15 protein-coding genes and 1 pseudogene are annotated in these 17,955 nt (G+C 46.4%); 12 read left to right on the top strand and 4 right to left on the bottom strand.

The genetic code is table 11. From position 1 onward, the window contains the following. Nucleotides 1-6: 6 nt before the first annotated feature. The 4 genes from BN8899_RS09450 to BN8899_RS09435 all read right to left on the bottom strand — a co-directional run bounded on the left by BN8899_RS09450 (nucleotide 7) and on the right by BN8899_RS09435 (nucleotide 7,251). A complete protein-coding gene (locus BN8899_RS09450) occupies nucleotides 7-3,513 on the bottom strand; it encodes a SusC/RagA family TonB-linked outer membrane protein (RefSeq protein ID WP_082986982.1) in 3,507 nt (1,168 codons plus the stop codon). A gap of 165 nt (nucleotides 3,514-3,678) precedes the next feature. Beyond that, a complete protein-coding gene (locus BN8899_RS09445; RefSeq protein WP_065219222.1) occupies nucleotides 3,679-4,845 on the bottom strand; it encodes a FecR family protein in 1,167 nt (388 codons plus the stop codon). 71 nt (nucleotides 4,846-4,916) lie between these two features. Further along, nucleotides 4,917-5,468: an RNA polymerase sigma-70 factor gene (locus BN8899_RS09440; protein WP_169503616.1), complete on the bottom strand. Its 552-nt coding sequence runs from the start codon at nucleotides 5,466-5,468 to the stop codon at nucleotides 4,917-4,919. Between the two features lie 418 nt (nucleotides 5,469-5,886). After that, the gene (locus BN8899_RS09435) at nucleotides 5,887-7,251 is read right to left on the bottom strand and encodes an MFS transporter (protein ID WP_082986981.1); all 1,365 of its coding nucleotides are present in this window, start codon (nucleotides 7,249-7,251) and stop codon (nucleotides 5,887-5,889) included. 151 nt (nucleotides 7,252-7,402) lie between these two features. Between BN8899_RS09435 and BN8899_RS09430 the strand changes: the two genes are divergently transcribed. The 12 genes and pseudogenes from BN8899_RS09430 to BN8899_RS09380 all read left to right on the top strand — a co-directional run bounded on the left by BN8899_RS09430 (nucleotide 7,403) and on the right by BN8899_RS09380 (nucleotide 17,887). Continuing rightward, nucleotides 7,403-8,545, top strand: coding sequence for an isochorismate synthase (locus BN8899_RS09430; RefSeq protein WP_026207527.1), 1,143 nt, complete (start codon nucleotides 7,403-7,405; stop codon nucleotides 8,543-8,545). After that, a complete protein-coding gene (gene menD, locus BN8899_RS09425; protein WP_065219221.1) occupies nucleotides 8,526-10,220 on the top strand; it encodes a 2-succinyl-5-enolpyruvyl-6-hydroxy-3-cyclohexene-1-carboxylic-acid synthase in 1,695 nt (564 codons plus the stop codon). Before BN8899_RS09430 ends, menD begins: the two co-directional genes overlap by 20 nt. A gap of 31 nt (nucleotides 10,221-10,251) precedes the next feature. Further along, a complete protein-coding gene (locus tag BN8899_RS09420) occupies nucleotides 10,252-10,830 on the top strand; it encodes a DUF4840 domain-containing protein (protein WP_231932312.1) in 579 nt (192 codons plus the stop codon). Between the two features lie 13 nt (nucleotides 10,831-10,843). Continuing rightward, nucleotides 10,844-11,229, top strand: a pseudogene (rhuM, locus tag BN8899_RS20385) (RhuM family protein); the annotation flags it as partial. A gap of 123 nt (nucleotides 11,230-11,352) precedes the next feature. Continuing rightward, nucleotides 11,353-11,628 (top strand): hypothetical protein, encoded by a 276-nt coding sequence (locus tag BN8899_RS09410; protein WP_065219219.1) that lies wholly within the window; start codon nucleotides 11,353-11,355, stop codon nucleotides 11,626-11,628. A 184-nt stretch (nucleotides 11,629-11,812) separates the two neighbouring features. Then, nucleotides 11,813-12,280 (top strand): CD225/dispanin family protein, encoded by a 468-nt coding sequence (locus tag BN8899_RS09405; RefSeq protein ID WP_065219218.1) that lies wholly within the window; start codon nucleotides 11,813-11,815, stop codon nucleotides 12,278-12,280. Continuing rightward, the gene (locus BN8899_RS21355; RefSeq protein ID WP_082986980.1) at nucleotides 12,267-12,644 is read left to right on the top strand and encodes a DUF2752 domain-containing protein; all 378 of its coding nucleotides are present in this window, start codon (nucleotides 12,267-12,269) and stop codon (nucleotides 12,642-12,644) included. Before BN8899_RS09405 ends, BN8899_RS21355 begins: the two co-directional genes overlap by 14 nt. 67 nt (nucleotides 12,645-12,711) lie before the next feature. Next, entirely contained in the window at nucleotides 12,712-13,533 is an 822-nt protein-coding gene (gene menB / locus BN8899_RS09400; RefSeq protein ID WP_065219217.1) for a 1,4-dihydroxy-2-naphthoyl-CoA synthase, read from the top strand. A gap of 27 nt (nucleotides 13,534-13,560) precedes the next feature. Next, nucleotides 13,561-14,607, top strand: a complete 1,047-nt coding sequence (locus BN8899_RS09395; RefSeq protein ID WP_065219216.1) for an o-succinylbenzoate synthase — start codon at nucleotides 13,561-13,563, stop codon at nucleotides 14,605-14,607. 3 nt (nucleotides 14,608-14,610) lie between these two features. Beyond that, nucleotides 14,611-15,642: an AMP-binding protein gene (locus tag BN8899_RS09390; protein WP_065219215.1), complete on the top strand. Its 1,032-nt coding sequence runs from the start codon at nucleotides 14,611-14,613 to the stop codon at nucleotides 15,640-15,642. Nucleotides 15,643-15,724: 82 nt separating this feature from the next. Further along, entirely contained in the window at nucleotides 15,725-16,639 is a 915-nt protein-coding gene (locus tag BN8899_RS09385) for a glutaminase (protein ID WP_018337811.1), read from the top strand. Nucleotides 16,640-16,648: 9 nt separating this feature from the next. Next, complete coding sequence (locus BN8899_RS09380) at nucleotides 16,649-17,887, top strand: FimB/Mfa2 family fimbrial subunit (RefSeq protein WP_065219214.1); 1,239 nt, start codon at nucleotides 16,649-16,651, stop codon at nucleotides 17,885-17,887. Nucleotides 17,888-17,955: the final 68 nt, after the last annotated feature.

The following is a 17,955-nucleotide window of genomic DNA, read 5'->3' as shown; positions in this document are numbered from 1 at the left end:
TCCTCCTTAAAATTTAACGGTTAAACCTAACGTGAATTTCCGGGCAAGCGGGTAATTCCACCCGGGATCTACCCCATTCTCGATACTTACTGTTTCCGGGTCTATTCCGGAATAATTCGTCCATGTCCACAGATTCTCTCCCGTGAGAAACACTCTCATTTGAGAAATTCCCCAACGTTCCGTGATTCGCTCCGGCAAATTATAACCGACAGTCACGGTCTTCAATTTCAAATAATTCACTTTCTCCACTTGGCGGTCCAAAGGATAAGTTCCATACTGATATTTCCCCGCCAATTGATACAAGGGATATTCCGCACTATTATCTCCCGCTTTTTCCCAGAAAGAAACCTTGTTAAAATCCAACAACAAAGGATGATCATAATACTTGTTCGATGGATCCGTTACGAATATCAAAGAATTAATTCCCAATTGATTCACCATATGTCGCCCAATAGAATAATGCATCACGAGGTTCAAATCAAAATTTTTCCACACGAATTCATTCACGATACCTCCATTAGCTATGGGCAATGCGCTTTCCAAAGCAACGGGATCGGCATAATCAATTCTCCCGTCTCCATTCACGTCCACAAACTTATAATCCCCAACCGTGTAAAAATTTGATTTACTATAATCCGGGTACAAATAACAATTTTCTCCCCCGCTTGAGAACATGGTAGGCACATCCTCCTGTTGATTAATAAATCCCTGCGTCAAATACCCCCAAATACGATTCAACGGTTTCCCCACGACAAGCTGCGTGTTCAAATCCTTGCCCGTTTCAGATTTTTCAATCCGGTTCCAATTCCTCGCCCCGTTCACCGATACTTTCCAATAAAAATCTGAATTGCGTAAAATCTCGAACTTCACCAAAAGCTCCAAGCCCTCGTTCGAAATCGCCCCGGCATTTCGCCATTGGTGATAATAACCATTATAATCACCCACAAGAGGAACCCGAAACAATAATTTATCCGTGTAACGATAATAATAATCTAAAGTAATCCCCAGCCGACAATTAAACAAATCCAGATCCAAACCGAAATCATATTGGTCAGTTTCTTCCCACGAAAGATCATTATTATATAATCCTCCTGCAAGATTAGGCTCCAATACGGGATTTCCATATTCCGGGTACTTTCCCAACGACATCAACCCTAAAGCTAAATAAGCATCCTCAAATTGCTTTCCGGATTTACCCCAACTTGCACGCAATTTCCCGAAAGAAAGCCAACCGAAATTATCCCTAACAAAATCTTCCTCCGAGAACGTCCATCCGGCAGCCACGGAAGGGAAAGCCCCCCAGCGGCAATCCTTGCCAAAAACAGAACTCCCATCCCGCCGGTAACTGGCAGAAAAAAGATATTTCTTCTTGTAATTATATTCCATACGCCCAAAAAAGGAAATCAACTTTTTCTCTTCCATATTTGAACGATAATGCTGGAAAGCCACGGGAACCTGTTGTCCCCATCGGTCTACATAACCGAGCTCCGGCATACCCGAAGGCGCATAATAGATTTTATCGCTCGGGGAATTTTCGGCGCTTCCCCCGTTGTACTCCATCTGGTCATACTCGTAAGAAAAACCCGCCATAAAACTCAAGGAATGATGCTCTTTAAAAACCTTTTGATAAGAAACAAGGTCCTCGTTCAACACCATCAAATTAATACTTGTTTCCCCGATAGATTTAGAAAAACCGTCATCATCCAAATAGGAAGGTTGGAAATAATTCCGCCGATGGATAGAATAATCAGCAGCCAAAGATGCCGATACATTCAACCCGGGAATCACATCATAACCGACCTTAAAATTACTCCGCAAACGCACGCCCCGGTTCTTTTCTTTGGTTCCCCGCAACGCATCCAACGTGGCTTGCCATGATTGGGACCCCTCTCCCGGGTAAAGGGAACTCAACCAAAAAGGATCACCCGGCACGGCTTCTATTGATGGCGCTGTCCAACCCAATTCTTCCGTCTTCTCTCCCCTGTCACGAGTTAAAAGCGAGGCATTCATCCGCAAATCCACGTTCAGGCGATTTACCGGCGTCACGTTCAACGTGGTATTCAAATCCACCCGCCTGAATCCGGTCCCCACGAACACGCCCGACTCGTCATAAAATCCCAAACCTATGCCATAATTCATGTTTTCACCTCCGCCATAGGTTTGCACGTTCGCGTTCAACACTTTGCCCGTGCGAAAATAAGTGGGGAAAAAATTTGTCTGATTATTATAAAAAGAATTCAAACTATCTTGATAAATCAACGCGGCAGGTCCCCCCGGCTGCGCCGAAAAAAAATAATCGTAAATAGTTTCTTTATTCTCAAACGCCTCTTCATTAGAAACCGGGTACTTGTACATTTGTGTCAACGGATCATAATAAGCCTTTTTCGTGTTCGCGATAGCTAACAAACGGGCATTGCGTTCCGCCTTACCCACCGTAATCGTGGGTAGCTCCGGTACCCAACTCCAGCTATATGACACGTTAGCCGAAAAATTCGCTTTCATATTCTTCCGCCCCTTTTTTGTGGTCACGATAATCACCCCGTTCGCCGCACGCGAACCGTAAAGCGAAGCGGCGGAAGCGTCTTTTAACACCTGTATAGACTCTATCATGTCCGGGTTAATATCCGATAAAAGATTTGTTCCCGTCACCGGGGAATCAAAAGCATTCAAAGGCACCCCGTCAACCACCCAAAGCGGATCGGAAAAACGATTTTGCTGGGAAACATTAAAAGAATTATATCCCCGGATAACAATCGCCGTACCTCCGCCACCGGGAGAACCGGACATTTGGGTTATATCCAATCCGGCAACACGCCCTTGCAACAATCCGGCAATACTCGTCGAAGGAATCCCCTTCAATTCCTCCGCTTTCACCACGGAAATAGACCCCGTGGCTTCCCGCCTTGTCGTTGTTCCGTAAGCCACCACTACCGTTTCATCCAAAACCTGCACATCCTCCGCCATTACCACTAGAAGAGTATCTCTTGTTTCCCGCGTGAAATCCACCCTTTGCGGTTTATAACCCACGAACGTGAATTCCAGCGTTCCCTTGTCCACGGGCAACAGCAACGAGAAAAATCCCTTCGTGTTTGTCGCGGTACCTACAGCCGTTCCTCCCAATTTTACCGTCACCCCAGGCATCGGCACTTTCTTCTCGTCAATTACTTTGCCGACAATCCGGAACTCCTTTTTCTCTTCGGTGACGTTTCTCGACTTGATAATAACAACGTTATTCACGAGCGTGTAGGTCAAATTCGTTCCCCGTAATATTTGTTCCAGCACATCTTCCAGGGAAACCTCCCGAACATCGACATCAATCTCTTTTACCTTACGAATTTCGGAATTATCAATGTTATAAAAGAAACCGACATCCGTCTGCAACTTCAACGCCTGGATCACCTCCTCCAGGTCCACCCCTTTCATTTGCAGGGTAACTACCTTATTTTGGGAATGCAATTTCGCCGACACGTGTAGCGAAACAACAAACACAAAAACAAATAAAAATCTCGCCATAAGCCATAATTTTCGTAAACTATTCCTTCTGATGGGAACAGACCTCTGATTTTTTTTCATACATTTGTAATTAAATGAAACATATTGGGAACAATTCTTGCTAAACACTTGTTCCCAGTGGATTATCTAAAGCAGGAGTTGCTGCTAACAACTCCTGTTTCCAATTTATTCACACACCACGACAGTCCGTCCCTTCACGTTGAAATGCACATCACCCGCTTCCGCTATCACATCAAGCACTTCCTGCAAACTCGTTTGTCGTTTCATGATTCCGAAAAAACGTTTTTGCTTCAAACCCGGGTTTTGGTAAAAAATTTCCACATCAAACCACCGGGCTACTTTTCGCAAAATGGTTTCCAGATTATCATTCCGGGAAACAAAAAGCCCCTCTCTCCATGCCGTGTAAGGATAAACATCCACCTTGACGATTTCCGGCTTGTCCGTTTCTCGATTCAACAGGAACTGTTCCCCGGGAACAATTTTCTGGAATTCAACAGATACGGTATTTTTCACTCGTACCCCGACAGAGCCTTTTATCAAGGTCGTTTTGGAAATATCTTCATCCTCGTAAGCCATCACGTTGAATTCCGTTCCGAACACTTTCACCTCCTCACGCGACGTTTCCACCACAAAAGGACTCTCCCCTTGGGTCACTTCAAAATAAGCTTCTCCGGTCAATTGCACCCGCCTCTCGCCCTCTGAAAAAACGGTAGGATAACGCAAGCGGGATGCCGAATTCAAATGTATTTTCGTCCCATCCCCCAAAACAACCATATACTCCCCGGAAGCGGGAACCGCCAGTTCGTTATAAACACTCCCGCTTGTTGCAACAGAATCCGCATCATACCTCAACACTCCGTCTTCCACCCGAATCGCCACATGGTCTTTATTGATGGTTCTCGTTGCTAAAGTAGAATCCAGCACGACTCGCTCCCCATGGCTCAACTGTAAAGTAACCGCGGCATGACCTGGCATCGGTTGTGCTATCACGGGCACAAACATCTTCTTTTTTTCACTTGTCGCCCGGATAATCCACCCCACTGTCAATAAAATCAAAACACCGGCAGCAACACCGCTCCACCGTACCCAACCAATAAATCGTCCTGCCCTCCCTTTGCGTTTCACCTCTGACAAACATTTTTCAACATCCACGCGGGAACACTCCCTCGCCATGGTCTTCTCCTGTTGGCGGCAGAAACGTTCATAATACAACCTATGTTCCCCGCTTTCGGCATACCAAGTGTCAAATGCCTGTTGTTCCTCACCGGAAAGCAGTTCTCCCGTCATTTTCCGGTACAAAAGAGATACATTTATAAACTCCGATTCATTCATCTGTTTTATAATTTTGCACCTAAGACGTAAAAAATTAAAAACAGGGTGAACGAAAAAATTAAAAATATACCCTAAACAATTTCAAATATTGATTTACGCTTTATTTTCAACAAGATAAAAGATAAGAAAAAATGCAAGCGATCCCCGGACAAAGCCTCCCTCAAATCTTGGTACGCCTTTTTCATATGTGTTTTCACCGTGTTAACCGACAACCCGGTCACTTCCGCTATCCGGGGATAGCTCATCCCCTGGTAAACATTCATTTTCAATACATCCCGTCGCTGCTCCGGCAATTTTTCGATTTCCTCCTCCACCCGGCGAATCAATTCCTCCTGCTCCAACACATCAAAATCACCCGTGTAATAAGCTGCATCAAACAACTTCACATCCAAAGGATCCGTGATCTTCAATTTGCGCAAATAATCCACGCACCCGTTTTTCACGCAACTAAAAAGATAAGAACGAGTATACGCCACTTCATTAAAATCCTTCCGGGAAAAAAGCGCCAAAAAGACATCTTGTACCATATCCTCCGCCGTTTGCAAATCCCCCACGTAACTCTCGGCAAACAAGACAAGACGCTCATAATACTGTTCAAATAATATATCGAACTTACTTTTCACCTCGCACTCCCTTTTTATTTTGTTACCACGAACTACTTCTCTACGCAAATTCATTTCACGATTATCTCATCCGTGAGCAAGCAAACAAATTCTTCATTAAAACACCTTAAAGCTACAAAAATAATATATAAAAATGAGAAAGCAAAGACATACTCCAGACAATAAGAATTCATATATAAATCAAGTAGTAATAGTGTATTAATTCCGTTTCAATTCCGTGTAAAAACTTTTAGATAAGCTTTTATAATTCTATACGAACGCTATTATAAATAGCGTTCGTATAGGGTTCATATAGGGTTCCTATAGCGTTCATGACGGAATTCATACGGAACTGATACACTATTGCAACTTGATTCCACTGTATTGTCAACAGTACTTCCCCGTGACTTCTCACGGAATAACATATAAAAAAAAGAAATTAGAATTTATATTCTTCAGCGGAACCGATACTCTCGGCTATTTCCTTGATGATTCCTTTCTCGACATAAACCGGACGGGCATATTTCCTCACCACCGGACGGTAGTGTTCAAAGACCAGCGAAGCCGTGAAACAACAGATACCGGACAAAAGGATGATACTCTGCAACCCCACGAACTTCTCGACAGCCCCCAACGCCATACTCCCAACGGGAGCCATGCCCGTGAATGCCATCGCCATATAGCCCATCACCCGTCCCCGCTTATCTTCCCGCGACAAGGTTTGCAACAAAGTATTGATAGAAGCCACCACCGCGATAATCATAAACCCGACGGGCACGCACAACACGGCTGCCACCCACGGCACCGTCACGAAAGACATCGCTGCCAAACCGATCCCTAACAGGGCTCCGGAGAGCATCACCACTTTTCCCAAACCCAATACGCTTTTCCGTGCTGCCAAATATAAAGCCGCCATGAACGACCCGACACCCACGCACGAGAGTAACAACCCCAGCATCTCGCTCTCCCCGCCAAGGATGGTCTTCACGTAAGCCGGGATAAAAGTCATCAACGGCAGACCGAAAAAACTAATCGCACTCATCAGCAGTAACAGCGAACGAATAGGCATATCATGTACCACGTACAAATACCCGTCCCGCATATCTTCCCACACCCGCTGCTTCACGACCTTTTCCCGGTTAGGTTGTATCCTCATCATCAACAAGGCAATAATCACCGCAACATAACTGACACCATTCAACAGAAAGCATATCCCCTCGCCCAATAGACCGATCAGTACGCCCCCGACGGCGGGACCGATCAAACGGGAACCGTTAATCACGGCTGAATTTAAAGCGATAGCGTTACCCAAATTCTCCTTGGGTACCAAACTCGGGTAGAAGGATTGCCGGGTAGGATTGTCCAAGGCGTTGATTAACCCGATCATTAAGCTCAACGCCATGATATGCCATACCTCGATCCATCCTGTCAAGGTCAGCAAAGCCATCAATAAGGCTTGGATCATGGACAACGATTGCGTCACTACCAGCAGGCTACGCCGGTTAAAACGGTCGACGAAAACACTCATGTAAGGAGTGACAACCAGTATGGGAATCTGAGCCATAAAGGTCACCGTCGCCAACAGGAACACGGAACCCGTCAAGCGAAATACCAGCCAACTCATGGCGATCTGTTGCATCCACGTCCCGATGAGCGACACGCATTGCCCCCCGAAATAAAGTCTGAAATTGCGATTCTTCAACGACGAGAATACCCGCGAGAATGCCTGGGGATTATCCGGCAATAGCTCCCGGAGTCCACGCCAACCGCCCAAGAATTTATATCTACCGTCACTTTTGTCCATGCTATTTTTTTTACCGTGCCAACTTGTAACTTGCAACGTGGCGCAGCCACAACAACTTACAAAAGTAGTTAGTTTTTAACGGAATCATGAAGCATAGCGGAAGAATTTTAGTTACTTTCGCGTAAAGATTAGGGTACACACGTTTAACGCCATGACACAACAAACAGAAAACAGATTATCCGTGGCAGAGGCACAAGCCATTTGCCTGAGAAACAATATTCCCTTTTACACTTACCGACTGCCCGGTTCGCGTGAAGTCGTGTTCGGGGCACAGTTATCCAACGACACCCGCCTTTTCAAGGGGTTCGAGAAACACCGGGGTGAGAAAGGGTTTGTCATTACCCCCTTCAATCATGCGTCATGGAGCTTCCCTTTCTTTATACAGGCAGACCTGACGTTCACGGATTACCTCACGGACCGGGAAGCGATCGTCAATCTCCGGAACACGGTGTTCAATACGCCCGGGCGGATTTTCACCAAGCAAGACTGCGAGCATTTCGAGTACCTGGATGAATTGCAAACCCTGATCGCCACGCTGAAAAGAGAGGGGATGAGGAAGGCAGTGCTATCCCGCACGATCACCCTCCCGTGCGACTCGCTGCGGATAGCCCCCGTGTTGTTCGAGCAGATGAAGCAATACCACCATGCTTTTCTCTTTCTCGCCGCCATACCCGGCAGATGCGCGTGGATGGGGGCTTCCCCGGAAACTTTCTTGAAATACGACCGTAACGGCTTTTTCACCATGTCGCTGGCAGGCACGCAACCCGTGGCTACCGCACAGGACCCGCCGCAATGGGGCGAGAAGGACATAGAGGAACAACAGATCGTGACCGACTATATACAAAACACGCTAAAACAGTTCTTTACCCGCCATCTCGAAACGGAAGGACCGATCACGCTGCAAGCCGGCAACGTGTTCCACCTCTGCACTTTTTTCAGAAGCGACGAGCAACTTCCCGCCGACAAGATTGACGAACTGGTAGCACAATTGCACCCGACCCCCGCCGTTTGCGGCATTCCCAAGAAACGGGCGATGCAGGTCATTTCCGAGATCGAGAAACAAGAACGGGGCTATTACGCCGGGTACCTCGGTCCGCTGCAAGAATCGGGGGCATTCGACCTTTTCGTCAACCTGCGCACGATGGAAGTGTTCGACGACGCTTTGAAATTGTACGTGGGAGGCGGTATCACGCCCTTGTCCGACCCGGAAACCGAGTGGCAGGAAACTTGCCAGAAAGCTGACACGTTACTCAACCTGATACGCCAAATCAACTATGGAAAAACTACATTCTGATATAGAGAGTGTCCGCATTCTCGTGAGCCTGCTGATCCAAAAAGGGATTCGCGACGTCGTTCTATCGCCCGGTTCGCGCAATGCCCCCCTGCTGGTTTCAATCTCACGGGCAAGGCGTTTGCATCACCGTGTGATCGTGGATGAACGTTCCGCCGCATTCTTCGCTTTGGGCATGGCACAACAAAGCGGGGAGCCCGTGGCTCTCGTCTGCACGTCGGGCACTGCCCTCTTGAATTACGCTCCCGCCGTGGCAGAGGCTTACTATCAAGGTGTGCCGCTGATCGTCATTTCCGCCGACCGACCGACGGAGTGGATCGACCAGGATGACAGCCAAACAATACACCAACAGAATGCCCTTGCCCCTTTCGTGAAGGCTAGCTACCAATTGCCAACCGTGGTCACGAACGAGGAAGACCACTGGCACGCTAACCGCTTGGTGAACGAAGCCATCAACCTGTCACGCACCCCGCGCAAAGGACCCGTACACGTCAACATACCCTTGCGGGAACCCCTGTACGAATTCCACCACAAGGCTCTTCAGACGGAACGGGAGATTGACCCCACCCCCGCGGGAAACGTCATCCCGGGAGAAGTCTTGAATCAATTGAGGCAAGAATACTCATCGGCGACCAATGTGATGATTATCGCCGGATTCCAGGCTCCCGACCCGGCGTTGCAACAACGTATCGAGCAACTCGCCGGATTCTCCAACACGGTGGTTTTCACGGAAAGCATCTCCAACCTGACCACGCCTTGTTCTTTCTCGACCATCGACCGCATTATCTCGACGGTACGCCCGGTGGAAAGCAAGGCTTACGCTCCCGACCTGCTTATCACGTTCGGGGGAGCCATCGTTTCCCGCATGATAAAGGCATTTATCCGCAACCACCCGCCACGCGTACACTGGCATATCGACGAACGCACGAGCCCGCCGGACACCTACAAATCGATGACCCGCCACGTGCAAATGAGCGCCGGGGAGTTCTTCAAACAATTTTTAACGACGCCCTTCCCGTTAGTATCGGCTTCCGGGTATGCCTGGAAATGGTTGCAAAAAGCGGAAACTGCGGCAAGCAAACACGAGGCTTACGTGAACCGCATCCCGTGGTGCGACCTAAAGGCTTTTTCAATACTGATGCCCGCGATTCCCGCCGACAGCCGCCTGCAACTCGGCAACAGCACTCCCATCCGTTACGCCCAGCTTTTCCGCTATTCGCAGGTGTCCCGCTCGGATGCCAACCGCGGCACTAGCGGCATCGACGGATGTACTTCCACAGCTATCGGTGCGGCTTGCGCCTTCAACGGGATGACCACCCTCATCGTGGGGGACAACAGTTTTCTGTACGACTCGAACGCCCTTTGGATGAAGGGCATTCCTCCCCGCCTGCGGATCATCGTGATGCAGAACGGTGGCGGCGGCATCTTTCGCTTCCTCCCGGGACCTTCTGCCCTGCAAGAGGTGGAAAAGTTTTTCCAAACGCCGCACAAGGTGGATCTGAAACAACTCGCGAGTGTTTACAATTTCGATGTTTACAAGGTATCGGATGAGATGTCCTTGCAACAGGCGCTGGTTCAGTTCTTCCTTCCCTCGCAACGCCCGGCAATCCTCATCATCGAAACACCGGGGGACACGAGCGGCGAGATTTTGAAAGGATATTTCGAGGCTCTGAAATAAACTTGGCACTAAATTTATTTACTTTTAAACCATGAAAATAAAAACAAAATTAATTAGGATTAAGATTTTAAGCATTCTTTCTCTTATTATCCTTTTAGCAGGGTGCAATGATGATGAAAAAAAGATTAGCGGCAAGCAAATCCAACAAGCCTTGTTTGATATGAAAGGGACATACCACGGTTCTATCAAAGTGGCATTTTATCATGGTGCTGAAATTGTAAAGATTGATGATGCAAAAGCCTCGTCCCACGATTCGCTTTCATTCATGTTACCGCTCGCGCCCATTGCCGATATCATCAACGATAAAGAAATTGCCGCCACATTGAGCGAGGTTGAAGAAGTGGAAATTAAAGCCGAATACCAATTCTTACAAATTGACAACGAGGGATACTCCGTACATTTTGGGCTCATTCCGGAGAACATTGTCATTCCAGCTAATGGAACTACACCGGACATTACAATAGTCCTCTCCAATTCATTTGGCGGTGATTTTGAAAAAAACTCTAATTTTATCATGTTCAATATTTCACCCGTGGAGATTCGGGCAGGAGGTGTCAAACTCGACTCTTTCACACAACTTGTCTATCACTTCCGCGGAGAATATGAATAATCTATCAGTAAATATGAAAGAAGCAAACAACATCATACTCTATCAAGACGATAATGAAATAACTCGTGTATCCGTACGCTTTGCCGATGAAGATTTGTGGCTGACACAAAATCAGTTGGCAGAAATATATTGCACGACACAACAGAATATCAGCCAACATATAGATAATATTTACAAGGATGCGAACTTAGCATAGAGGAACTAACAAGAAATTCTTGTTAGTTCGACAGGAAGGTAATCGCCAAGTAAAACGTAACATCGACCATTATAATCTTGATATTATTATCGCTTTGGGATATCATCCACGTGACGGGAATACAAAAATGTTCTTCGCTACCACAAAACAAGTTACATTATGCCGTTCACGAGAATACAGCCGCAGAAATAATCTATCACCGGGAATTGCGACGACTAGGAAAAAGAGAACAATTTTTACGCTCGCAAAGATGAGAAAAATCATTTTATTTCTTATTTTTGAAAATTATATTGTATTTATTCAACACAATAATTTCAATATGAATTATGGATTACTATATTGCCAAAAATCACCAACAATCTAGTCTTTTCCCGATGGGAAACAAAAAGAAAGGATATTACAAAGACCACGCTCGTATGGCGACAAGGCATAGTACAGAAAACACAGGCGAAGAATGTACCATTTTCGTTCAGCAAAACAATATAAACCGGGGAGGCATACAAACCGTAACAACGGTTGCTGAAACAATTCTTCTCACTTTTCTCGACAACTTCGGTTTTTCTTTTTTGCATTGCTTTTCAGCACGTACCCGTACATCCTAACATTTGGATTCTTGATCACAGAAATTATTGTTTCCATTTGAATAATCATCTCCTACAAATACAAAAATAACAATTATTACCTATAATTAGAATACATCAAAGTCTATGCGAATCACACATTCAACAACTATGACCTTGAAGGAAATTATTTAAGCAACAAACAAATAAAATAAACACAAATATTATGGGAAACTATTTTTACCTAAACGAAAAAAATGAACAAAAAGGACCAGTTGCTCCTGAAGAATTAATAAACAATGGGGTGACACCAAATACCTTGGTATGGAAAAAAGGAATGCCCCTATGGGTTCCCGCCAAGACAGTAGAGGAATTAAAATCTTTTTTTCAAGAAAACGTTCCTCCGCCGCCCCCTCAGTTCTCTCCTACTCCAAAAACAAAACCGGAGAATTGGTTAGTATTAGCAATTCTATCAACTCTCTTTTGCTTCTTTCCATTCGGCATCGTATCAATCGTCTACGCTACAAAAGTTGACAGACTATGGAACGCAGGATTATATGAGGAATCAAAGAAAGCCTCGAAGAAAGCCCGATTGTTTTTACTCCTGTCTGCAGGAGGCTGGGTGATAATAGGTATTATCATTGCTTTAATTGCATTAATAGTCACGTTTTTCGACAACAGTGAAATCTACTAATCATTGGAAAATAGTGGGTATTTTGGGGAGTATCCTAGTTGGGGGAATACTTTTTTTCGTAAATCCCGAGTATGCCACACTAGCCCCGAAATGCCCTTTCCGATGGCTAACGGGATGGGATTGTCCAGCATGCGGAATACAAAGAGCTATCCATCAGATATTACACTTAAACTTTAGAGCGGCATTCGGGTATAATCCATTTCTCGTGGTATCACTGCCTTATCTCACGCTAGTTACCATCACCCATTGGTTCGACCCACACCAGCGATTGAAACGCATAAAGGCAACTTGCAGTCATCCTGTAACGGTTCGTATCTATCTGATTCTCTTACTTTCTTGGTGGATTGTACGCAATGCTATGTAGACTAATTTCCCTACATAGAAAAACTTCGTCAAAAATTATCTATCTTCGCAATAAAATTTAAATAAATATGTCAAAACGAAACTGGACAACAATCAAGGAGTACGAAGATATTAAATTTGAATTCTTCGAGGGTATTGCCAAGATTACGATCGATCGTCAAGAGGTGTATAACGCATTCCGACCACAGACAAATTTCGAGATGCTGGACGCCATGAATATCTGCCGCGAACGCAACGACATCGGCGTGGTGGTTCTCACGGGAGCAGGCGACAAGGCTTTCTGCTCGGGAGGTGACCAAAAAGTGAAAGGCGTGGGCGGATATATCGACGAGAATGGGGTACCCCGATTGAACGTGCTCGACCTGCACAAGGCTATCCGTTCTCTCCCGAAACCCGTGATCGCCATGGTCAACGGCTACGCCATAGGCGGCGGACACGTGCTGCACGTGGTATGCGACCTCACGATTGCTTCGGAGAACGCACGCTTCGGACAAACGGGACCGAAGGTGGGAAGTTTCGACGGGGGATTCGGTTCCTCCTATCTCGCCCGCCACGTGGGACAAAAGAAGGCACGGGAAATCTGGTTCCTCTGCCGCCAATACACGGCGAAGGAAGCCGAAGAGATGGGAATGGTAAACAAAGTGGTACTCTTCGACCAGCTGGAAGACGAAACGGTAGATTGGTGCAAAACGATCATGCAACGTAGCCCAATGGCTATCCGCATGATAAAACGGGCTTTGAACGCGGAACTTGACGGACAACACGGGTTAATGGAACTTGCCGGGGATGCCACATTGATGTATTATCTCATGGAGGAAGCGCAAGAAGGTAAAAATGCCTTTCTGGAGAAACGCGATCCCGATTTCCAGCAATTCCCGAAATTCCCGTAATCGTATTCGCTTCATGATGTTACAGACATGTTACAAGCAAAATACTCTAAATATATCTTGAGATTCAAACAACCCTCGGGTACTTCCCGGGGGGTTCTCACGGAGAAAGAAACTTGGTTTATCAAGGTTTGGGACTCGAAACAACCGGAAATCTTCGGGCTAGGGGAGTGTGCCGTGTTCCGGGGATTGGGAGCGGACGACCGACCGGGATACGAGGATAAACTGAAAGAAGTTTGCCTCCGCATCAACGAGATAGACCCGCCTTCTTTAAGCGAGTGGAGTTCTATCCGGTTCGGGGTGGAAACCGCCCTCGCGGATTTAGAAAACGGGGGAAAACGTTTGATTTTTCCTTCCACCTTCACGGAGGGAGGGGAAACCATCGAGATTAACGGTTTGATATGGATGGGCGACCGGGAAACCATGCGCCAACGGATTGTAGAGAAGCTGGATGCCGGATTTCACTGTATCAAATTAAAAATAGGGGCTATCGATTTCGAATCGGAATTGAACCTGTTGCACGCGATACGGTCGCAATTCAGCAAGGAGATGGTAGAACTCCGGGTAGATGCCAACGGGGCATTCTCCCCGGAAGAGGCTCCCCGGAAGCTGGAACAATTGGCTCGATATGATATTCATTCCATCGAACAGCCTATCCGTCAAGGGCAATGGCAGGCGATGTCACGCCTATGCAGGAATACCCCGATCCCGATAGCGTTGGACGAAGAATTGATCGGGATCAACGAGAGCCATCAAAAAATCGAAATGCTTGATACGATATGCCCGCAATATATCATCCTGAAGCCTTCCCTTGCCGGAGGTTTCGCCGGTTCGCAAGAATGGATAAACCTCTCCCGGGAAAGGAATATCGGCTGGTGGGTGACCTCCGCGCTGGAATCCAACATCGGGCTGAATGCTATCGCACAATGGACTTTTACCTTACATGCGTCTATGCCCCAGGGACTGGGCACCGGGCAATTGTACACGAATAATATTCCTTCGCCCCTGGAACAAACAGGCTCTACTATCCGGTATTGCCCTACAAGCAAATGGGAAACGGACTTGATTCAATTTTAAACCATGAAGATCAATATCAGAATCAACGGCACACGATACACGACGCTCGAATCGTTGCACGAGATCGACGACTCGCAGGTTGTTGATTTCCTGCGGGAATGGTATAATGCCGAAGAATATGTCATCGGGCACACGTCTGGCTCCACGGGAGCACCGAAAGAGATCCGGTTATTGAAAAAAGATATGCTGGCGTCCGCACGGATCACGAATGATTTCTTTCATATCGGGGCGGATTCCCGGTTGCTGTTATGCCTGTCCCCACGGTATATTGCCGGAAAGATGATGATCGTCCGTACCCTCTTGTCCGGAGCTGATTTACGCACGGTAAAAGTAAGTTCATCCCCATTAAAAGACACGGACGGGGAATTTGATCTCATGGCCATGGTGCCCATGCAAGTGGAAACTTCCCTGAGCACGCCGGAAACGGCTCAACGGTTTACCCGCGTGAAACAAGTAATCATCGGGGGTGCCGCTATTTCCGTCCGCATGGAAAAACAACTGCAAACAGTACCGACCGCCTGTTACTGCACTTACGGGATGACGGAAACAGTGTCGCACGTCGCGTTGAGGGATATTAACGGAAAGAGTAAATCTCCTTTCTATTTTGCCCTAGGAGATGTCCACTTCGAAACAGACGAGAGGGGTTGCCTCGTGATTCGGGCTCCGCATCTGCAACAACAAAGGTTCGTCACGAATGATATCGCCAGATTGATTGACGATACTCGTTTTGAATGGTTGGGACGCCATGATAACGTGATTAATTCCGGGGGAATCAAACTGTTCCCCGAAAGAATAGAGGCAAAAATTGCCCTTTTCGTGGAACAACGTTTCTTTATTATGCCCGAGGAAGATGCCCGCTTGGGACAACGAGCCGTCCTCGTCATTGAAGGCAGAGCATGGGACGAGGAACAGAAAAAGCAGTTGCTGGAACAACTGCGCCAAGAGTTGCACCCGTACGAGATACCTAAAAAGATTTACTTCCGGGAACATTTCATGGAAACTTACTCGGGAAAAATCATCCGGAAACTAATATAACAAAAACTTTTCTATCTTTGCCCGTGAAAAACATACAAATTAGGGCTACAAGCCGTAACTCAAAAACAAAGTTTTTGAACTCATGGATTACAAGGAAGTTATCGAAAACATATACAACGAGGTGAAACCTCTTTTCGGCAAAGGACAAGTCGCCGATTATATCCCGGCACTGGCTAATGTCAACCCGCGACAATTCGGCATCGCTATTGCCACTCTCGACGGGCAAATTATCGGGACGGGGGATTACCAAACGAAATTCTCCATTCAAAGTATTTCCAAGGTGTACACGTTGGCAATGGTGGTACGCCACATGGGAGGCGACTTGTGGCAATATGTAGGCAGGGAACCTTCCGGGACTCCATTCAATTCACTGGTTCAGCTTGAACATGAACACGGTATCCCGCGTAATCCTTTTATCAATGCCGGGGCTCTCGTGGTAACAGACAAACTGATGAATCTTTATCATAGACCCAAAGAAGCGATTATCCAATTTGTTCGGGGAATAGCGGGATCAGAGGATATTTATTTCGATAAGATAGTTGCCCAATCGGAATTGGAACACGCCAGCCGTAACCAAGCTTTGGGGCATTTCATGAAAAGTTTCGGGAACATCGACAATGACGTGGATTCGCTGATCGATGTATATTGTAATCAATGTAGTATCGCCATGACTTGTGAAGACCTTGCCAAGTCGTTCTTGTTCCTGGCAAACCATGGAATCAACCCGCATAATAACGAGAACATTTTGACCGTAAGCCGTTCCAAACGACTCAGTGCCTTGATGCTTACCTGCGGGTTCTACGATGAATCGGGTGATTTCGCTTTCCGCGTAGGGATGCCCGGCAAGAGCGGGGTCGGCGGCGGTGTCGTTGCCATCATTCCCGGCAAACTGAGTATCGCTGTTTGGAGCCCGGAATTGAACCAACACGGCAATTCTTACATGGGGATAGAAACTCTGGAAAGGTTCACCACGAACATCGGGATTTCTATTTTCTAATACTTATATATGAAAAGAATCATCTTTTTCGGGCTACTGTTGCTCTTTTCCTGTAACCAAGATGAAAAGGTCACGGGTAAAGAAACAGAACTCGTGTTTCAGAGTGAATTTAACACGTTGGATTTATTCGCCATAGACCGGGATAACCGTATTGTCCGTCACGAGCATTTCACTCAAGAGGATTTACATGATAACACGCTTCAAGCGAATCTTCCCCTGGGACGCTATCGTGTTGCTTATGTTGCCAATTGTCCTGATATAGATTTTAACACGGGAGAAACACTGGAAAATATTCTACTCCGCCTGCCCAAAAAAGGGGATACTTTCCAAGAAGCGAATGATATACGGACAGCCCTCCAAAGTGTCAGCATCTCGGAAAATAAGGATGCAACTTTCGTGATACACCTTGCCCAGCGAGTGGCTCGGTTACAAGTTACCCTGAATGACATTCCCGAAGATGTCAATCATTTGAATTTTGAACTATCATTCGTACCGTCTGCCATAAACTTCACGGGAACGAACACGAACACGTTCGGCACGATCACGAAGCCTTTCAACCGGGAAGCAGACCAAGCCAGTGTTGAACTCCTGACTTTTCCCACTAAAAAGGGGGAGGCTACCCTGTCCGTAACTTATACGGGGGATAAAGAAAAACGTAAAATCATCCCATTCTCGGAAAGTGTGGACACGAATCAAATCATCCGGATAGAAAGGAATTTTCCGGAACTGGAAGAAGGTGGTTTGCAAGGGAATGGGATTAACTTATTGCAAAATGGGGATTTCGAGATTTGGAGTGATCTTTCCAAAGAACCTGATGGTTGGCGTTTCTTCAAGGACGGACGGGATAGTTCAGCCGTAAAAGTAAACGAGGATAAAGTACATTCAGGAAAACAAGCCGTTTTTCTACAAGGTAAGACCTATTTATATCAAGATGTTGAGGTTAAAGCTCTTCAACGTTATGAAATTAAAATGTTCGTGAATGCCGCATCTTCCAATTTTTCATGGAAATATTATTGTTACTGGCGAAAAAGCAAAAGTACGGCACTTCCGGCTAAAGACAACGAACCCATTCAAGCACATAGCTATCAAAAACAGACCGATGGATGGTTTAACGTATTCAACGGCAAAACATTCACTGCCCCAGAAGGCGCAAAACTTTTACGGGTAGAAATCCGTACCTACGGTAAAGAAATCCTCTCGGGGGAAGGAATTTATATAGACGATTTTAGTGTAGAACTCGTCGAATGAGATACTTTCATGTCAGAAAATCATGGAATTCCTTTTTAGTTTTCAGTATAAAAACTAAATTCGCGTTC

Source organism: Butyricimonas sp. Marseille-P2440, assembly GCF_900091675.1.
Taxonomy (GTDB): Bacteria; Bacteroidota; Bacteroidia; order Bacteroidales; family Marinifilaceae; genus Butyricimonas; species Butyricimonas synergistica.
This window is presented reverse-complemented; position numbering and strand designations above follow the sequence as displayed.